Here is a 16,097-nt window from a genome sequence, read left to right as displayed (position 1 = left end):
CTAACAATGGCAGGTCAGATAGGTCGTCGTCTCACCACTGGCCGGGACATGGTGTTGCGGCCCACCGCCGATCCGCCGACGCTGAGGCGGTGACGACTTCACCCCTCGAGCAGCTGCGGGAGGTCTACGAACCTCTCGCGCAGTCGGTACGTCGACTCATCGACGTCAGCATCCGCACGCACGCCGACGAGGCGACGGTCAAGACCGCGATCGACAACATCGACTGCGCCGCAAACCAACTCGAGAGCGCCGCGCTGCGAGCCGGCTCGTTCGGCCTCGAGCAAACCAACGACGGACAGCCTATGGCCTGGGGCAACGTCGTGATGGGAGTGCGCAACCCCGTCGCTCCCCCGCTGATCGTGCACCATGAGGCCGATGGATCAGTATGGGCGGATTTTGTGCTCGGCGCGGCTTTCGAGGGTCCGGCCGGACATGTACACGGCGGGGTGTGCGCGATGCTGCTCGACCATGTTCTCGGCGCCACCGCGCATAAACCCGGAATGCCTGCTGTCACAGGCACTTTGACGCTGCGCTATCGTCGCGGCACCCGGCTGGGACGGCCGCTGCGCGCCGAGGCTCATGTCGATCGCGTCGACGGTGTCAAGACCTTCGCGGTCGGGCACATCGCCGACGACGAGGGCGTCACCGTCGAGGCCGAGGGCATCTTCATTCACCCTGGCAGAGGCGCTCGCGACGACGTGGGATGAGCAGACAAAGCTCACCGCGAAACCGGAAAACCGCTATTCAGCGGGCCGGCCGCCGAACAGGCTGCCAGAATCAGCTGTGGACATCGAGCACCCCGAAGCGCACAAGCGCGGGGACGACGGCCGCTACGAGACGGAAACTCAACGGTTGGACCGCAATTGGCTGAGCCTTCTGCAGGAACTGCGGGTCGCGCAGACCGGAGTCCAGCTGCTCACCGGCTTCCTGTTGATCTTGCCGTTCACCGACCGCTTCTACGGGCTGGACCTCGTCATGCGGACGGTGTATCTGGTCACCGTGGGCTGCTCGATCGGGGCGACGATCCTGCTGATCGCCCCCGTCAGCATGCACCGGCTGCTGTTCCGCCGTCGCCGCATGAGAGTGCTGGTGTCCTCGGCGCACACCTACGCGCTCATCGGCATGCTCCTGCTGGGTATCGCCCTCGCCGGCGTGGCGACGATCATCTTCGACACCGTCGTCGGGCGGACCCCGGCCTGGATCGCCGGTGGGGTTTCACTGGTCGCGCTCGCTCTGTTCTGGTACGCCCTGCCGCTACGCCGACGTGGCTCCGACGCCGCATCATATTGACGTTTGCGCCCCGATCCGCCTGGGAACTCCTGCGCCATGTTGATTCGACGTATCGCGCGCCCGATGCTGTCAGCAGCCTTCATCGCCAGAGGTGTCGAGGCCTTACGCAGCCCGAAACCGGCGGCCGACGCCGCACGCCCCACCCTCGAGGGGTTGAGCAAGCTGCCCGATCCCGTCGGCACCAACGTGCCCGCCAACGCCGAGACGGTCGCCCGGGCTACTGCGGCCGTCCAGATCGGCGGCGGACTGCTCCTGGCCACCGGCAAACTGCCACGGGTGGCTTCGGCGGCGCTCGCGCTCAGCGTCGTGCCTGGCAGCCTTGGCGGGCATACGTTCTGGAGCGAGACCGACCCGCAGCGCAAAGCCGACGAACGCCGCGCATTCATCACCGATGTGAGCTTGATCGGCGGGCTGATCATCGCCGCAGTCGACACCGAAGGCAAACCCTCGCTCGGCTGGCGCGGTCGACGCGCGGCACACAAGGTGTCCGAAGCGGTCACTGCGGCGCTGCCCGTCGGCGCAGCCGCAGGTGGCGCACTTTCTGACAGTGCGTTCGCGGACAAGGTCGGCCACGGTCTCCACGTCGGCGCGGAACGAGGTCGCGAGCTCGCCGGCGTCGCGCGCGAACGCGGCGCCGAGCTCGCCGAGGTTGCGCGCGAGCGCGGCCCGGAGATCGCCGAGTTGGCACGCAAGCGCGGTGCCGAACTGGCCGATGTCGCACGCGAACGTGGACCGGAGATCGCCGAGGTCGCGCGCAAACGAGGAGCGGTGCTCGCCGACGCCGCGCGCGAGCGGGGTTCGGAGTTCGCCGATGTGGCCCGGGACCGCGCACCGGAACTGGCCGAGACCGCGCGTGGTCGTGCCGCGGAGCTCGCCGAGACCGCGCGCAAGCAAGCCAAGACGGCGCGGAAGCAGGCCGAGCAGGCGCGCAAAGAGGCCAAGCGGCAACAGCGCAAGCTTCGCTGAGGCTCCCGGGGCGCGCGCCAAAGGGACCCTGACCGGTGCCGCTCACCGGTACATTGACCCGAATGACTAGCGGAAACTTCGCACCCGACCCCGGCCAGTACGGCGGCTATTCGACGAGCGGGCAGCCCGGTGGCCTGCTCATGCGCTGGCTCGCCCGGCTCATCGACGGAATCATCGTCGGAATCGTGAGCTGGCTGCTCGCGTTCGCGACCGACAGCGCCTCCAACATCATGGTGACCGGCCTGTTCACCGGGGTCTTGATGTTCCTCTACTTCTTCGCATTCGAGACCACTCAGGGCTGGACACCGGGCAAGAAGGTGCTTGGGCTCAGGGTCCGCGGGCCCGGTGGAGCGTCCAAGCCGACGGCCGCGCAGTCGGCCATCCGCAATTCCTGGACGGTGCTTCCGGTCATACCGTTCGTCGGCGGCCTACTGGGGGTCATCGCGATCATCGTCATCGCAGTCACGATCAGCGGAAGCCCGACCAAGCAGGGCAAGCACGATGAGCTCGCAGGCGGCACCCAAGTCGTCAAGGGCTGACGACGACTCGGGGCGTCAGATGACCAGCCCGAGTAGCAGCACCAGCGCCAGGCCGGTCACCGACAGCACGGTCTCCATGATCGACCACGACTTGATGGTCTGCCCCACCGTCATGCCGAAGAACTCCTTGATCAGCCAGAAGCCCGCGTCGTTGACGTGTGAGAAGAACAGCGAACCCGCGCCCACCGCCAGCACCACCAACGACACCTGGCCGGTGCTCATACCCTCGACCAGACCGAGCATCAACGAGGACGCGGTGATCGTGGCAACCGTCGCCGAACCCGTCGCCAGTCGGATCAACACGGCCAGCACCCACGCCAGCAGGATCACCGAGACATTGGCTCCCTTGGCCCACTCGGCCAGTTGGGTGCCGATACCGGTATCGACCAACACCTGCTTGAATCCGCCACCGGCCGCGACGATCAAGATGATGCCCGCGACCGGGGGCAGCGACGATTCGATGCACTTGGTGATCTGATCGCGGGTCATCGCGGCGCCCCGGCCGAGCGTGAAGATCCCGACGATGACGGCGATCAGCAACGCCATCAGTGGGCGGCCCAGGATGTCGAAAGCCTGTCGCAGTACGTTGCTTTCGTCGTCGATGAAGATGTCGGCGAGCGCCTTGCCCATCATCAGACCAACCGGCAGCAGCACCGAGAACAGGGTGATACCGAACTTCGGCCGGACACGGGTCGCAGTCTGCGTCGCGGTGCCGCCTTCGGCCTGCGCAGTTCGCGCGCCGCCACCACCGTTGCCGCCGAAGTCGTCGGCTTCGAACCGGTCGGGGATGTCGATGACGACCCAGCGGCCCGCGAGCTTGCCGAATAGCGGCCCCGCGACGATCACGGTCGGAATCGCAACGGCCACACCCAAAGCCAGGGTGACACCGAGGTCAGCGTCCAACAGGTCGATTGCGGTCAACGGACCCGGATGTGGGGGCACCAACCCGTGCATCGCGGAAAGGCCTGCCAGCGCAGGTATTCCGATGGTTATCAGCGAGAGGCCCGACCGTTTGGCCACCAGGTAGATGACCGGCATCAGTAGGACCACGCCGATCTCGAAGAACATCGGCAGGCCGATGATCGCGCCCACCAACGCCATCGCCCACGGAAGCGCCCTCGGCGAGGCACGTCCCACGATCGTGTCCACGATCTCATCGGCCCCTCCGGAGTCGGCGAGCAGCTTGGCGAACATCGCACCCAACGCGATCAGGATGCCGACGCCGGCCGCGGTGGTGCCGAAACCGTCGCCGAACGAGTCGAGCACGTCGCCGATGTTCACGCCGGAGACCACACCGACGGCCAACGCACCGAAGATCAACGCGAGGAACGGGTGGATCTTCGCGACCGTGATGAGCACGACGATGAGCGCGATACCGGCCAGCGCCGCGGCGATCAACTGCCAACCCGACGCGACGGGTTCAGGCAACTCGGTGTCGGCCGCCAGCAAGGTGAGCGTCGCGTTCATCAGTTCTCCTCGGTTGAGCGCACATCGGTTGAGACCACGAATTTTTCGACGATGGCATCGATGCTCTGGTCGACATCGATATCGACACCGCGCTCATCGGGTTCCAGTGGTTCGAGTGTGTCGAATTGCGAGGCCAGCAGCGAGGCGGGCATGAAATGACCGGGCCGGCTGGCCTGTCGCCTCGCGATGACCTCCGGTGTCCCGGTCAGATGCAGCATTTCGATGCCGGGGCAGTGCCGTCGCAACTGATCGCGGTATTTGCGCTTGAGCGCCGAGCAGCTCATCACCCCGCCGGTGGCGCACCGCTCGGCCAACCATTGACCGATCGCTTCCAGCCACGGGTAGCGGTCGTCGTCGTTCAGCGGTTCACCGGCGGTCATCTTCGCGACGTTCGCCGGCGGATGGAAGTCGTCCGCGTCGGCGAACGGAACCCGCAGGCGCTGCGCCAGCGCGGCGCCCACAGTCGACTTTCCGGAGCCCGAGACGCCCATGACGACGATTGGTGAGGCCATTCCTCCACCTACTCAACTTGTGTTTGGCGTCACACAGCATGCCTTAAAAGGCATACTATTGCAATAGGGTTACACAAAGATATGTCTTTAGCCTGGTAGGTAAACCTATGAAAAGATGTATGCGTGGCGTCTGAACCAATCGTCGGCGCGTTGCACGGCGGTCTGCTCACTGCGCTCGGGACGGCGATCGTTTCCGGAGAGTATCCAGCCGGGGCGGTGCTCACCCTCGACGGAGTAAGCGCGCGGCACGGGTTGTCACGCAGCGTCGCGCGCGAGGCGATCCGCGTGCTCGAGTCGATGGGCATGGTGGAATCGCGGCGCAGGGTCGGCATCACGATTCAGCCCGCCCAGAAGTGGAACGTCTTCGACCCCCGATTGATCCGCTGGCGGTTGGATGCCGGCGATCGTGCCGCTCAACTGGTTTCGCTCTCCGAGCTGCGCCGCGGCTTCGAACCTGCCGCGGCGGCGTTGGCCGCGCGGCGGGCCGATCCCGATCACTGCCGCATCATGGCGGCAGCCGTTTCCGACATGGTGATGCACGGGCGGGCCGGTGACCTCGACGCCTATCTGGAGGCCGACAAGCTGTTTCACCGGACCTTGCTGGAGGCCAGCGGGAACGAGATGTTCCGTGCGCTGGACGGCGTGGTCGCCGAGGTACTCACCGGGCGGACGCATCACGGCATGATGCCCGCGACACCGAACCCGGCCGCCATCGACCTGCATGACGAGGTCGCACGAGCGATCAGGATGCGCGACGAATTAGCCGCCGAGAAGGCGATGCGCGCCATCATCGACGAGGCGAGTTCAGCTGTATCCGAAGAGGTTTCAGAGCCGAGCTAGACCGCATGCCGCATGCCGGCGCCGTCTTCAGCGGCCCGGCGGCGGGGATCGTGGTTAACTTCTGAGGTGGACAGGCAACCAACCCTGGCGCGCCGATTCTTCGAGCGACTCGAACCCGTGCACGCCGTCACCTATTTCGCTCCTGAGGCTCGCGCCGCGCTCGACTTGCTGGGCTACAAGGGGTTCTGGATGGGATACTTCGCGGCCCGGTCGGCACCGTTCGGGGTGGTGCCCGCCGAAGTGGTGGCGGCGGCTTTCTACAACTTCGCCCCCCACCGCGTTGCCAAAGCCTTGCCCGCGGTCTGGGACGTCGCTGCGCCGGCCGACGCGCTGCGCGCTCGACTGGATTCCGCTGTTGCGGCGCTGAAGCGGTACGGCGTGGGGGACGGCGACGACGTGGCCGTTGCGGCGGATCTGGCGACAAAGGCGGCGCGTAACGCCTCGCTGGACGGCCGCGTCCTGTTCGCCGCCAATGCCGCGCTGCCGTGGCCGGACGAGCCGTTGGCCAAGCTCTGGCATGCGACCACGTTGCTGCGGGAACAGCGCGGCGACGGCCACGTCGCGGCGCTCGTGGCCCATGGAATATCGGGTCGCGAAAGCAATGTCATGCACGCCGCGGCAGGCCGGGTGCCCACGGAGATGATCATGCGCAGCCGCGACTACGACGACGAACAGTGGCGCTTCTACGAGGGCCGGCTTGCGAGCCGCGGACTCCTCCACGACGGCGGCCTCACCGATTCAGGCCGCGACCTCAAGCAGCGGATCGAGGACAGCACCGACAGACTTGCGCTGCCTGCGTTGGACGCCTTGGACGATGGCGAGGTCGAGACACTGTTTCGGGCATTGACTCCGATCACCCGCAAGGTGATCGCCGGCGGCGACCTCCCGGCCGCGACGCCGATGGGCCTCAGCCGCGATGACCTCGACGACGACAGCGCCCACCTGAGCTGATTTCTTGTCCGCGAGCGTGTGTGTTTGCGCACGACATGCCACGGTCTGCCAGCATTTTGAGCACGTTCACGGCACGCTGAGTGTCGTGATGGTGCTCAAATCGGTGGTGCTGTTCGTCCTCGCCGCGGTGCTCGAGATCGGCGGCGCGTGGCTGGTGTGGCAGGGGGTGCGCGAGCACCGCGGCTGGTGGTGGATCGGCGCGGGCGTGATGGCGCTCGGCGCTTACGGTTTCGTCGCCGCGTTTCAGCCCGACGCCCACTTCGGCCGGGTGTTGGCGGCCTACGGCGGCGTCTTCATCGCCGGTTCGCTCGCCTGGGGCATGGTCGCCGACGGGTTCCGGCCCGACCGATGGGACGTTACCGGCGCCCTGATCTGCCTCGTCGGGGTGGGCCTGATCATGTACGCGCCGCGGTAACTCATGCTCGCGGCAGAACGGTCAGGTCTCCTACGGTTGGTTGCGGTTCCACTCCAGCCAGCCGACGCCCGTACGGCCGTCGGCTGTCGTCACCGTGGCCCAGGCGCGCGGGAAATGGCTGATCCGACCGTCCGGCGAGGTCAACAGAACGGGCGCGTGACCGCGGACCTCGACCGTCGCCGTGACGTCCCCGGGCGTGAGCGTGAGCGCTGTCTGCACCGGTAAACCGTTGTCGGCGAACGTCTCTCGCGCCGCGACCGTCTGCAGCTCGGTCAACGGCTCGTCGGGCGCTTGCACGTAACCGATTCCGAGCGGCGGCGCACCGGGAATGCGGATGTCGACGCCGTGCAGGTGGGTGCCGTCGTCGAGGTGCAACGCGCTCCACACCCAGTCCATCGCCCACCAGTCGCGCACACCCCAGGAGTGGTCGCGCTGCCCCGGCACGTCGGTGAACGTGAACTCGCGGCCGTCGACCCGAACGGAGCCCGACACCGTGCACGGAATCTCGTATCGCGGGGTCATCCGGTACAGATACGGCGTTCCCGCCGTCGTCCACTGCAGTTCCATCGACACATCGACCGGTCTGCCCGGCTCGTCACGCAGCAGTGCCGCCGGATCGTCGTGCGCGTGACCGCGTCCACGCATGGTGACGCGGTAGGTCTTCAGCGGTTCGGTGGCCGTGAGTACCAGCTCGATGGCACCGGTGTCCTCGAAGTCGAGCAGGGCGTAGGTCGGCATACCCGGACCGCACACCAAGCTGTTGACCCAGGACGTCTTCAGGTTCGGGTACAGCCCGAGCCGCACCCATCCTCCGATCTCCTGCTGCGGGTCGACGAAGTCGAAGTACCAGCTTTCGTTCCACAGCGGCTCGTCACCGGCGGGATGTTCGCCTTCGTCTTCCACCGACGGGCAAAGCGGCTCGGGGGCAACGGGTTCGGGCAACACGCTCAGCGCGTTGACGTCGAGAACGTGCTCGCAATGGCGCTTCAGCATGGTCATGAACATCTCGTCGCCACGGTCGGTCCGCTCAACCAGCATCGAGGAGATGATCGCCATCATCACTCCGAAGAAACTCTGCCTGCGCACGCCGTCGCGGACGTCGTCGAGACTGATGGGCGCGTCCGGCCCGAGCGCCCGGTGGTAGGCGACCAGCAGCGCGTCGTAGTGCTCGCGACGCAGGTCGACAGGCAGCGCGCAACCCAGGAAGTATGCGACGTCCGTCATCGCCGGCCCCCATGTGACGGTCTGCCAATCCACCACGGTGAGCGGACGGTCCGCGCCGGGTTGCCCGAACAGCATGTTGTCGAGGCGGTAGTCGCCGTGCACGAGTCCTTTGACCCGGTCGGCCGCGGCCTCCGCGTCGAGATACGCGTCGAAGCTGCCGACCAACCGTTCGCACACCAGGCGGTGCTCGGGCGCGATCTTGTCGGCGTAGCGCTCCGCGAACGCGGCGTACAGCCCAGAGATCAGCGCCTGGTCGACCGGTGCGTCACGGTTGAGCCAGTCGGCGCTGGCCGCCGCCGCGTCGCCGAGCAGCGGGCCGTGCAAGCGGCCGAGTTCGGCCAGCGCCAGCATCGCCTGTTCGGCTGCAGCGCCGCGGATTTCGTCGCCGACGATCGCAGGCCCCGCGTCGCCGAGCAGGAGATGGAACGCGCCGGTGTCGGCGTTGAAGGCGGACGAGAAGCACGGCGCGACCGGTCCGCCGATGCGCGGCGCGATGTCGGTGTAGAACCGCACCTCGCGTTCGTAGAGGCCGAGCGCCAACCCGGTCTGCCTGCTGACCGGGTCACTGGCGGCGACCTTGAGCACCACCGACGCCGGTCCGTCGTCGCCGCCCGAATACGTCAGTGCGACGCGGTAGCACTCGCTCATCTGGCCGGTGCCAATGCGCTCGTAGTAGAAGTCCGCGACCGGTACGCCGAGCGACGACGTCAGCCATTCGGCGGTCAGGTCTGCGGGACGCTCGACGACTGTCGTGGGCACTGGTCACCTCCGTGTGACAGGGGCCCGGCGGGCCACCACTTATCGCGCGGCCAGCGAGAAGCCTTCCCACGCTTCCCTGCGGGCGGCATGGGGGTCGTACTCGATGCGCGGACGCTGATCAAACACTCGCACAGCACGGTCGGCGGTGGTGTAGGCAGGCCAGTCGGCGCCGGGAATCCCGGTGCGGGCGAACTCGCGCCAACGGTGCTGCACGTCATCGCTGACGCGCAGCGCGGTGCGGCGATCGCCGACCGCGGTGAGCAGTCGACCGAACTTCGTGCGGTACACGTCGAAAACGGCCAGCAGTTCGGTGGCGTGCGTGGCGCCGAGCCCCGACCAACGCAGGGGGCGCGGCGCGTAGTCGTAGCGGTACAGGTAGGTCGGGGCATGGCGGCTGTGTGCCTCGGCGATCTGCCATGCGGCCGAGCCGAATGCGAAGTCGCCGCCGAATTGGATGCACGCGCTCTGATCCGGATATCCCGGATACGCCGCTGTGATCCGTTCGCGCTCTTCGGGTTCGGTTTCGGCGAGCAGCCGCTCGATCATCGGCTCCGACATCGGCAGCAGCTTGAGGAAGCGGCCGAACAGCCGCGCCTCCTCGGCGTTCGTCCCGACGATCAGCGGCACCCGGTGCGCCGTCCCACTGCGCATCGCCTCGATCGGGTCCAGCGGCAGATAGTCGGTGCCGCTGGTGGGCCCCGCAGCGAAAGCTCCCAGCATCTCGCGCTGCCCCTGTCTGACGAGCCGTTCGAACGCGGTCACCAGGTCGGCCGGGCGAGCCGCCATCACCGCGTCGGCGCCGTCGTGCTCCCCCGCCCCGAGTAGCGCCGCGAACCTCGTCGCGTATTGGGCCGCCACCTCCGGGGTGCGGACCATTCCCGCGGCCGGGCTCTCCGAAATCGCATGGGCGAACAGCCCTTTGGCCGCGGGTACGGCGAGCAACGTGGCCACGGCGTGCGCACCGGCGCTCTCGCCGAAGATCGTCACCTTCTCGGGGTCGCCGCCGAACACCGCGATGTTGTCGCGGACCCAGCGCAACGCCATCGCCAGGTCGCGCAGGTACAGGTTGTCGTCGAACGTGACGTCCTTGTTGGACAACGACGAAAGGTCCAGGCAGCCGAGCGCACCCAACCGGTAGTTGACCGAGATGTAGACACAACCGTTGCGTGCCAACGCCGCACCGTCGTAGATCGGCGTGGCCGAACTGCCCATGAAGTAACCGCCACCATGAATGAAGACCATGACCGGCAGTGCCGACTTTCGGGCCGCCCCCGACCGCTTCTTCGGGCTCACCACGTTGAGCGTCAGGCAGTCCTCGCTCATCGGCTGGTACTTGCCGGGCGCCAGCATCGTGTACATGCGTTGCTGCGGCGCACAGTTGCCGTATCCGTGGCAATACCGCACGCCGCGCCACGGCAGCACGGGCTGGGGGGCGCGCAGTCGCAGCGGACCCACCGGCGGGCGGGCATAGGGAATGGCTCGCCACCGGTTCACCCCATCGCGGGTGAAACCCTCGACCGTGCCGGAGGAGATCGTTGCGCGGACAGTGTGTTCGTGCATCACCCGACGGTAGCAATGCTCTTCCGCCGCGCCTGGTCATGGATTGCGTGTCGGACCGCTAGCCTGGCCGTATGCGAATGGCTGTGCTGATCGCGTCTGTGCTCGTAGCGGGATGTTCCTCGACGACCGGCGGGGAGGCCGAACGAATCGAGCCGATTCCGCCGGACCCCTCGGCGAGTTCACCCTCGGTCACCACGACCACGCCGAGCACGACCAAGCCCGTCGCTCCGCCCGCACCCGGCGCGCCGGTCGGGGCCGTCATCGCCTGGATCGAGGCCGGCGAACCTGCCGATGACGCGCAGTACCATGCGGCCACCCGCGACGGCCAGACCACACAGCTCGGCGACGATGTCGCGTTCACGACGCCGTCCGGCAAGACCAGCTGCATGACCGACGCCGACTACAGCGAAGGCGCCCTGGCGTGCCTGGTGGATTTGCTCGACCCGCCGCCGCGGCCGGCGGACGCCTACGGTGAGTGGAAGGGCGGCTGGGTCGACTACGACGGCAGCAGCCTGACAGTCGGATCCGTGCACGGCGATCCGGGTCGGTTCACCGCCGGTCAGGGTCCCGAGCTGCCGTACGGCCAGACCTTGGCGTTCGGCAACTACCGCTGCCGTGCCGATCCCGTCGGGCTGTTCTGCGTCAATTACGCGAACCGGTCCGCAGTGAAGTTCAGCGACGCCGGCATCGAACCGTTCGGCTGCCTGCAACCGGTCACCGCGCCCCCGCAGACCGGCGAGAAGTTCAGCTGCTGACCGGCGGGGCCTCACGCCGCACTGATCAGGCCACGCCCTTCTGCTTCAGCAACGGCAGCACACCTTCGGCGAACCAGTACGCCTCCTCCAGGTGCGGGTAGCCCGACAGAATGAATTCGTCAAAGCCAAGCGAGTAATACTCGTAGATGAGGTTGGCGACATCCTCATGACTGCCGACCAGTGCCGTGCCGGCACCGCCGCGGACCAGCCCGACGCCGGCCCACAAGTTCGGGTAGATCTCCAGCTGGTCGATCCGGCCGCCGTGCAGGGCGGTCATCCGTCGCTGCCCCTCGGACTCCGATTTCGCATGCAATTCAGTGGCTTTGGCGATCTGCTCCGGGCTCAGCCCGGCGAGCAGCTCGTCGGCGGCCGCCCACGCAGCCTCCGACGTGTCGCGACTGATGGTGTGCAACCGGATTCCGAATCGCACGGTGCGGCCCCGATCCTCGGCCAGCTTGCGGACGCGGGCGATCTTCGCCGCCGCGGCTTGTGGCGGCTCGCCCCAGGTCAGGTACACGTCGACGTACCGTGCGGCGATCGGCATCGCGGCGGGTGAGGACCCGCCGAAGTAGATCTGCGGCAGTGGGTCCGGCGGCGCCCACACCCGTGCGTCGGCGACGGTGTAGTACTCGCCCTCGAAATCGACCGAGGGTTGACGCCAGACGGAGTCGACGATGTGGAGGAACTCCCCCGTCCGTGCGTAGCGCTCGTCGTGGTCGAGCCAGTCGCCGAAGCGGCGCTGCTCGAGGTTGTCGCCGCCGGTGACGATGTTGAGCAGCACACGACCCTCTGAGAACCGCTGCAGCGTCGCGGCCTGCTGCGCGGCGAGTGTGGGCGGTGTCAGCCCCGGCCGGAATGCGACCAGAAACTTCAGTCGCTCGGTCTCGGCGAGCAGGGCCGAGGCGGTCAACCAGGCGTCCTCGCACCAGGTTCCGGTTGGCGTGAGCACTCCTTCGTAGCCGAGGCGGTCGGCGGCGCGGGCCACCTCGGCCAGGTAGCGCCGCGTCGGCGGCCGGTAGTTGGCGGGCACGGTCTGCTGCGACGACGCGTGCGACGAGCCGACGATGGAACGGCTGTCGCCGCTGGTGGGCAGGAACCAGAAGAACTTGGCGGGGCTTGACAACGACACTCCTAATTGCGATTAATTGCGATCCAGGTACAGGGGCTTGAGCACATCGGTGTAGCGGCGGTCGACCCACCGCGCGAAGTCCGGTGCGGCCGCGATCTGTTCGGACTCCGCGAACAGGTCGGCCATCTCCTGCTCCGATGCGATCAACCCGTCTGACAAATCGGTGGGCAACCGCAGGCTGCGGCCCTGCGCCAGCGCGGCGACCGCGGGATCGAGACCGACCTCCTCGCCGTAGCGCTTCGCCCACTGTTCGCGGTGATCGTTGGCCCACCGAACCGCCTTGGCGTACCGCTGCAGCAGATCGCTCAATGCGGTGTTGCGCTTCGGGTCCGCCAACGCGGCTTCGGACGCGACGCCGAACCCCGCGCCGTTGGTGATGCCGGTGGCACGGGCGATGCTGCGCACCGCGTGATCGGTCTCCGCCGCAGCGGTGTAGGGATCCCATACCGCCCACACGTCGACGCGGCGCTGGGTGAACGCCGACAACGCGTCGGCGGGCTGTAGGAACACCAGTTTCACGTCGGACACGCTCAGCCCTGCGCGATTGAGCTGAACCAACGTATGTCCGTGCGCCGAACTGCCTTTGGCGACGGCGATGCTCCTACCGCGCAGGTCTGCTACGCGTTGGATGGGCGCGTCGACGTGGACCAGGATCTGGTCGCCGTATCCACCGCCGTCGTAGGCCGACACCACTTTGACCTTGGCGTTGGAGGCGGCACCGAAGATCGGCGGAGTGTTACCGGTGATCGCGAAATCGATCTTGCCCGCGGTGGCGGCCTCGATCTGCGGTGGCCCGGACGTGAACGTCGAGAAGTTGATCTCGTACGGCAGACCGTCGAGCGCTCCGGATGCGCGTAGCAGCGCCTCGGTGCCGCCCTTCTGGTCGCCGACGTTGAGTGTGACTCCGGCGAGTTCGGACAGCGGCACGGTGGCCGGCGCCTCCTGGGCCACCGGGCTTTCCTCCCGCGACACGCACCCGGTGAGCAGCACGCCGAGCAGTACGAGTGCAGCGATGACTCTGGGCATGGCAATTCCTCTCGGTTGCAGGTGGTTCAGCTCTGCACGCCGAGCTGGTCGAGCAGTTCGATGCGGTGGTTGTCTGCACCGATGGACGTGCGCGGGTCGGCGATCTGCAGGGTGTGCACGACCCGGCCCTCGTCGAGGACGAGGACACGGTCGGCGAGCGCGACGGCTTCGTCGACATCGTGAGTGACAAGCAGGACCCCGAAGCCGTGCTCACGCCACAGATCGAGCAACAGCTGCCGCATGCTCAACCGGGTCAACGCGTCCAGTGCGCCGAAGGGCTCGTCGAGCAGCAACAGCGCCGGCTCGGCGACCAACGCGCGGGCAAGTGAAACCCGTTGTGCCTGACCGCCTGACAGTGTCAGCGGCCACGCGTCGGCCCGGTCGGCGAGGCCCACGTCGGCCAGCGCCCGCTCGGCCCGCGCATGGGCTTCGGCGTTGCGCAGTCCGCTGCGGGTGAGCCCGTAGACCACGTTGGTGCGCACGCTGCGCCACGGGAGGAGCCGCGGCTCTTGGAACGCCAACGCCGGTGCCTCCGGCACGGCTCGTTCCCCGGTGTGTCCGGTCGACAGACCGGCGAGCACCCGCAGCACGGTCGACTTACCGGATCCGCTGCGGCCGATCAGCGCGACGATCTCGCCGCGGCCGATGCGGAGCGACACGTCGACGAGCACGTGATGGTCGCCGTACCACTTGTTGACGTGCCGCAGTTCGCCCGCGGTGTCCAGTTCTCGTGCGGCGGTCAATGTCATGAGCGGTACCTCAATGCGCGTCGTTCGAGTGTGCGGACGATCCCGTCGGTGCCGATGCCGAGCAGCGCGTACACGATCAGGCCGAAGATGATGATGTCGATCCGGAGGAAGTCGCGAGCGTTGTTGATCAAGAACCCGATTCCGCTGTCCGCGTTGATCTGTTCGGCGACGATCAGCGTCAGCCAGGCGATCGCCAGCGACTGCCGGAAACCGACGAGCACCTGCGGCGCCGCGCTCGGCACGATGATGCGGCGGAACCGCTGCCACAACGAAAAGCCCAGAACCTGAGCGGTTTCGAACAGTTTCGGGTCGACCTGGCGGATGGCTGAGAAGGTGTTCAGGTAGAGCGGGAAGCTGACCCCCAGCGCGACCAGCAGCACCTTGGGCAGTTCGCCGATGCCGAACCACAGGATGAACAGCGGGATCAGACCGAGATGCGGCAGCGCCCTGATCATCTGCATCGGTGGATCGATGCTCGCTTCGACCCAGCGGGACAGCCCGACAGCCGTGCCCAGCGCGACTCCGACGACACCGCCGAGTATCAGGCCCTCGAGCACCCGGATACCCGAGACGTGCAGTGCATCGCCCAGTTGTCCGTTACGGAGCAACTCGACACCCGCCTCGAGGATGAGCGACGGCGCCGGCAACACGTCCTGCGGGATCCACCCGACGGCGCTACCCAATTGCCACAGCGCCAGCAGTACCACCGGTGAGGCGAGCCTGATCGCATCCCATTTCCGTTGCCGCCAGCCGGGATTCGGCGATGGAACGGGGGCAACGGGCGCGCTGGGCGCAGCGAGATCTACTGGACTGGTCACGGTGGCTCGACGCTACGTGCGGCAGCATCGGGCCTGAAGGTTTTCATTCGGGCTGAGGGAAAGACGCGGCCCCGCCGGTAACTACGCGGGCGGTGCGTGCCCCTCTGGTAGCGGGTCCTTCTTCCGCCACTGCTTTGTTGCCGCCGCCGTCGTCGGTGCCCGAGTAGTCAGGGTTGCCCGCCCAAACCCTGCGGTCACAACTTGCTCGGGATTTCCGCCCAGCCCTGATCGAGCCACCCGGCGGTTCGAAGGCGCGGTGGACTACCAGGGCGGCCGATTGGTCATCGCCAACCGTCGGCGGCCTTGGCAGCCTGTATCAGCGCGTCGCACAGCTCCCGCAATTCGCCGGTGTCGGCGCCTTCCTCGACCGCGATCGCGACGTCTTCGGCGGCGCATCTGACCTGGTAGACCCGGTCGGAGAGTTCGGCGGCCTCCTCGGGGCTGAGGACGACCGCGTCGGGGGCCAGCGAGGTGCCCTTGATCAGGCTGCGCTGCTCGTATGCGCGTTGCCGGCACGACTGCCTGCAGTACTGCCGGCGCCTGCCCAACCCCACGTCATCGACCACACGGCCGCACCAGCGACATGATTGGGGGCGTAGACGCTTCTTGATCCCGGGTGCCACGGCCGTGACTGTAATCCCGGCCTCCGGCGATTCCCGGTAGCATGGACGGTCGAGTCGGGAACTTCACAGCGTGTTGCTGCGTTGTTTGTCCGGATCTTTACGCGCTGATCGAGGAGTGTTTGACGATGGCTGATCGTGTCTTGAGGGGAAGTCGCCTCGGAGCCGTGAGCTACGAGACCGACCGCAACCACGACTTGGCGCCGCGTCAGGTCGCGCGCTACCGCACCGACAACGGTGAGGAGTTCGACGTCCCGTTCGCCGACGACGCCGAGATTCCCCACACCTGGCTGTGCCGCAACGGCATGGAGGGCACCCTCATCGAGGGTGACGCCCCGGAGCCGAAGAAGACCAAGCCGCCGCGGACGCACTGGGACATGCTGCTGGAGCGCCGGTCGGTCGAGGAGCTCGAGGAGCTTCTCAAGGAGCGGCTCGACATCATCAAGGCCCGCCGCCGGGGCTGACCTTCGGCGACGC

At 67.3% G+C, this 16,097-nt stretch carries 18 protein-coding genes; 9 read left to right on the top strand and 9 right to left on the bottom strand.

What is annotated here, in order from left to right:
- Positions 1-89 precede the first annotated feature (89 nt).
- The 4 genes from AU185_RS04325 to AU185_RS04310 all read left to right on the top strand — a co-directional run bounded on the left by AU185_RS04325 (position 90) and on the right by AU185_RS04310 (position 2,795).
- Entirely contained in the window at positions 90-707 is a 618-nt protein-coding gene (locus AU185_RS04325) for a PaaI family thioesterase (RefSeq protein ID WP_059102210.1), read from the top strand.
- Positions 708-783: 76 nt separating this feature from the next.
- On the top strand, positions 784-1,290 hold the full coding sequence (locus AU185_RS04320; RefSeq protein ID WP_059102209.1) for a DUF6328 family protein: 507 nt from the start codon (positions 784-786) through the stop codon (positions 1,288-1,290).
- Between the two features lie 36 nt (positions 1,291-1,326).
- Positions 1,327-2,256: a DoxX family protein gene (locus AU185_RS04315; RefSeq protein ID WP_059102208.1), complete on the top strand. Its 930-nt coding sequence runs from the start codon at positions 1,327-1,329 to the stop codon at positions 2,254-2,256.
- 62 nt (positions 2,257-2,318) lie between these two features.
- A complete protein-coding gene (locus tag AU185_RS04310) occupies positions 2,319-2,795 on the top strand; it encodes an RDD family protein (protein ID WP_059102207.1) in 477 nt (158 codons plus the stop codon).
- 15 nt (positions 2,796-2,810) lie between these two features.
- Here the strand turns inward: AU185_RS04310 and AU185_RS04305 are convergent, their stop codons facing one another.
- Positions 2,811-4,262 (bottom strand): GntP family permease, encoded by a 1,452-nt coding sequence (locus AU185_RS04305; RefSeq protein WP_059102206.1) that lies wholly within the window; start codon positions 4,260-4,262, stop codon positions 2,811-2,813.
- On the bottom strand, positions 4,262-4,774 hold the full coding sequence (locus AU185_RS04300) for a gluconokinase (RefSeq protein WP_059102205.1): 513 nt from the start codon (positions 4,772-4,774) through the stop codon (positions 4,262-4,264). The genes AU185_RS04305 and AU185_RS04300 overlap by 1 nt, the downstream gene beginning before the upstream one ends.
- A 123-nt stretch (positions 4,775-4,897) precedes the next feature.
- Between AU185_RS04300 and AU185_RS04295 the strand changes: the two genes are divergently transcribed.
- The 3 genes from AU185_RS04295 to AU185_RS04285 all read left to right on the top strand — a co-directional run bounded on the left by AU185_RS04295 (position 4,898) and on the right by AU185_RS04285 (position 6,980).
- On the top strand, positions 4,898-5,614 hold the full coding sequence (locus AU185_RS04295; protein ID WP_059102204.1) for a FadR/GntR family transcriptional regulator: 717 nt from the start codon (positions 4,898-4,900) through the stop codon (positions 5,612-5,614).
- Between the two features lie 66 nt (positions 5,615-5,680).
- A complete protein-coding gene (locus AU185_RS04290; RefSeq protein ID WP_059102203.1) occupies positions 5,681-6,565 on the top strand; it encodes an SCO6745 family protein in 885 nt (294 codons plus the stop codon).
- An 88-nt stretch (positions 6,566-6,653) separates the two neighbouring features.
- Positions 6,654-6,980, top strand: coding sequence for a YnfA family protein (locus tag AU185_RS04285; RefSeq protein WP_059102202.1), 327 nt, complete (start codon positions 6,654-6,656; stop codon positions 6,978-6,980).
- A 30-nt stretch (positions 6,981-7,010) separates the two neighbouring features.
- On the opposite strand, the gene AU185_RS04280 is transcribed toward AU185_RS04285, so the two are convergent.
- Together AU185_RS04280 and AU185_RS04275 are read right to left on the bottom strand one after the other, a co-directional pair.
- Positions 7,011-8,963 (bottom strand): DUF7064 domain-containing protein, encoded by a 1,953-nt coding sequence (locus AU185_RS04280; RefSeq protein ID WP_059102201.1) that lies wholly within the window; start codon positions 8,961-8,963, stop codon positions 7,011-7,013.
- A gap of 39 nt (positions 8,964-9,002) precedes the next feature.
- Entirely contained in the window at positions 9,003-10,523 is a 1,521-nt protein-coding gene (locus AU185_RS04275) for a carboxylesterase/lipase family protein (RefSeq protein WP_059102323.1), read from the bottom strand.
- Between the two features lie 71 nt (positions 10,524-10,594).
- Between AU185_RS04275 and AU185_RS04270 the strand changes: the two genes are divergently transcribed.
- Positions 10,595-11,278 carry a hypothetical protein gene (locus AU185_RS04270; protein WP_059102200.1) on the top strand — a complete coding sequence of 228 codons (684 nt, stop codon included), beginning with the start codon at positions 10,595-10,597 and terminating at the stop codon, positions 11,276-11,278.
- 25 nt (positions 11,279-11,303) lie between these two features.
- Here AU185_RS04270 and AU185_RS04265 read toward each other — a convergent pair whose 3' ends face one another.
- From AU185_RS04265 to AU185_RS04245, 5 genes are all read right to left on the bottom strand, one after another.
- A complete protein-coding gene (locus AU185_RS04265; protein ID WP_059102322.1) occupies positions 11,304-12,401 on the bottom strand; it encodes an LLM class flavin-dependent oxidoreductase in 1,098 nt (365 codons plus the stop codon).
- An 18-nt stretch (positions 12,402-12,419) separates the two neighbouring features.
- Positions 12,420-13,433: an ABC transporter substrate-binding protein gene (locus tag AU185_RS04260; RefSeq protein WP_059102199.1), complete on the bottom strand. Its 1,014-nt coding sequence runs from the start codon at positions 13,431-13,433 to the stop codon at positions 12,420-12,422.
- A gap of 26 nt (positions 13,434-13,459) precedes the next feature.
- Complete coding sequence (locus tag AU185_RS04255) at positions 13,460-14,182, bottom strand: ABC transporter ATP-binding protein (protein WP_059102198.1); 723 nt, start codon at positions 14,180-14,182, stop codon at positions 13,460-13,462.
- Positions 14,179-15,000, bottom strand: a complete 822-nt coding sequence (locus AU185_RS04250) for an ABC transporter permease (protein WP_059102197.1) — start codon at positions 14,998-15,000, stop codon at positions 14,179-14,181. The genes AU185_RS04255 and AU185_RS04250 overlap by 4 nt, the downstream gene beginning before the upstream one ends.
- A 281-nt stretch (positions 15,001-15,281) precedes the next feature.
- Positions 15,282-15,611: a hypothetical protein gene (locus AU185_RS04245; protein WP_082683739.1), complete on the bottom strand. Its 330-nt coding sequence runs from the start codon at positions 15,609-15,611 to the stop codon at positions 15,282-15,284.
- Between the two features lie 137 nt (positions 15,612-15,748).
- Between AU185_RS04245 and rbpA the strand changes: the two genes are divergently transcribed.
- Complete coding sequence (rbpA, locus tag AU185_RS04240) at positions 15,749-16,084, top strand: RNA polymerase-binding protein RbpA (protein WP_059102195.1); 336 nt, start codon at positions 15,749-15,751, stop codon at positions 16,082-16,084.
- Positions 16,085-16,097: the final 13 nt, after the last annotated feature.

This window comes from Mycobacterium sp. GA-0227b (genome assembly GCF_001499855.1).
GTDB lineage: Bacteria > Actinomycetota > Actinomycetes > Mycobacteriales > Mycobacteriaceae > Mycobacterium.
This window is presented reverse-complemented; position numbering and strand designations above follow the sequence as displayed.